The 1409-nt window shown below is 60.3% G+C and carries 2 protein-coding genes; one reads left to right on the top strand and one right to left on the bottom strand.

The features are described from left to right. Positions 1-338, top strand: a 338-nt coding sequence (locus AC1DT2_RS23385; RefSeq protein WP_477299069.1) for a hypothetical protein, incomplete at its 5' end; no start/stop codon positions are given. Positions 339-415: 77 nt separating this feature from the next. Here the strand turns inward: AC1DT2_RS23385 and AC1DT2_RS23380 are convergent. After that, positions 416-1409 (bottom strand): alcohol dehydrogenase catalytic domain-containing protein (locus AC1DT2_RS23380; protein ID WP_477299068.1); only part of this gene is annotated, 994 nt, incomplete at its 5' end.

The following is a 1409-nucleotide window of genomic DNA, read 5'->3' as shown; positions in this document are numbered from 1 at the left end:
CAGTGCAGCCGCTCTATGGATTGACAGCCTTTTTCCTGCTGCTCGCCTTTCTTTTTGGTGGCCATGTCGCGATCGTGCTGCCAGTGTTGATCATCATCCTGGGCAAGATCGCCATCGATCTGGCGTTTCAGGCCTGGTCCGTGCACTTGTACCGACGGTGGAGTGGCGACAGTACGACCTCGAGTTTTGGCATGGCGTTGCTTGCGTCGATCCTGGAACCCTTTTCGTTCCAGTTGATGCGCCACGGTGGCGCGGCACTGGGCTGGTTGTACTTCTTGCTCAGGCGTAGCGAGTGGGGCACTCAGCACCGGGAAGGGCTCAATGCTGTCGAGGAGTGACGCCAGGTTCCCAGAGCGTCACGTGGTGCCGAGGTACAGGATGACCGTGTCGCGCTTCAGCGGCTTGTCGAGCGGGGTCATGGGGTGAGGACAACCTTGCGGCAGTCTTCTTCCTTCTTGTCAAAAATCTCGTACCCCTTTGCGGCGTCCGCCAGCTTCATGCGGTGAGAGATGATGATGTCCGGCTGTAATTTGCCGTCTTCGATGAATTCAAGGAGTTCCGGCAAATATTTCTGGACATGGGTCTGACCCATTGCCAAGGTGAGGCCCTTGTCGAATGCGTCTCCGATGAGGAACGCGTGGATGAAGCCGGCATACACCCCCGGGATGCTGACGACGCCACCACGCCGGGTCGCAGAAATGGCTTGGCGAAGCACTTCGCCGGAACTGGTTTCCAGCTTCAACGTGCTGAGCACCGTTTCCGTCGTGCTGCCCTTCGCTTCGAACCCCACCGCATCAATGGAGGCGTCGACGCCGCGGCCTGCGGTCTGCTCGAGAATGAACTCCGAGGGGTCTACCGAACTGAAATCGACGGGGATGACGTCGAACGCCGTGACTGCAAAATCGAGGCGATAGCGCTCCTCGTCGACCATGAAGATTCTCTCCGCGCCCAACATCTTTGCGCAGGCGGCGGCCATCAGGCCTACGGGGCCTGCACCGAAGATGGCAACGGTGGAGCCTCGCTCGATTTTTGCGTTGAGCACGGCCTGATATCCCGTGGGCAAGATGTCCGACAGGAACAACACGCGCTCGTCGGGGAGACTGCCCGGCACCTTGAACGGGCCGACGTTGGCCTTGGGTACGCGGACAAATTCCGCCTGACCGCCCGGCACGCCACCATAAAGGTGCGAGTAGCCGAACAGGGCAGCGGGAGGCGTCATCATGGACCGTTTGCGCAGACTCGACCCTTGGTCGGGGTTCGTCGTCTCGCAGGCGGCAAAGAGGTCGTTTTCACAGAAGAAGCACTTTCCGCAGGCAATGACGAAGGGAATGACCACCCGGTCACCGACGGCCACGTTGGTCACTTCCGGACCCGCGTCCTCCACGACGCCCATGAACTCGTGGCCGAAG

It is taken from the genome of Luteibacter sp. P4_E6, from assembly GCF_056401535.1.
Note: the sequence above shows the minus strand (reverse complement) of the source record. Positions and strands in the feature narration are given on the sequence as shown.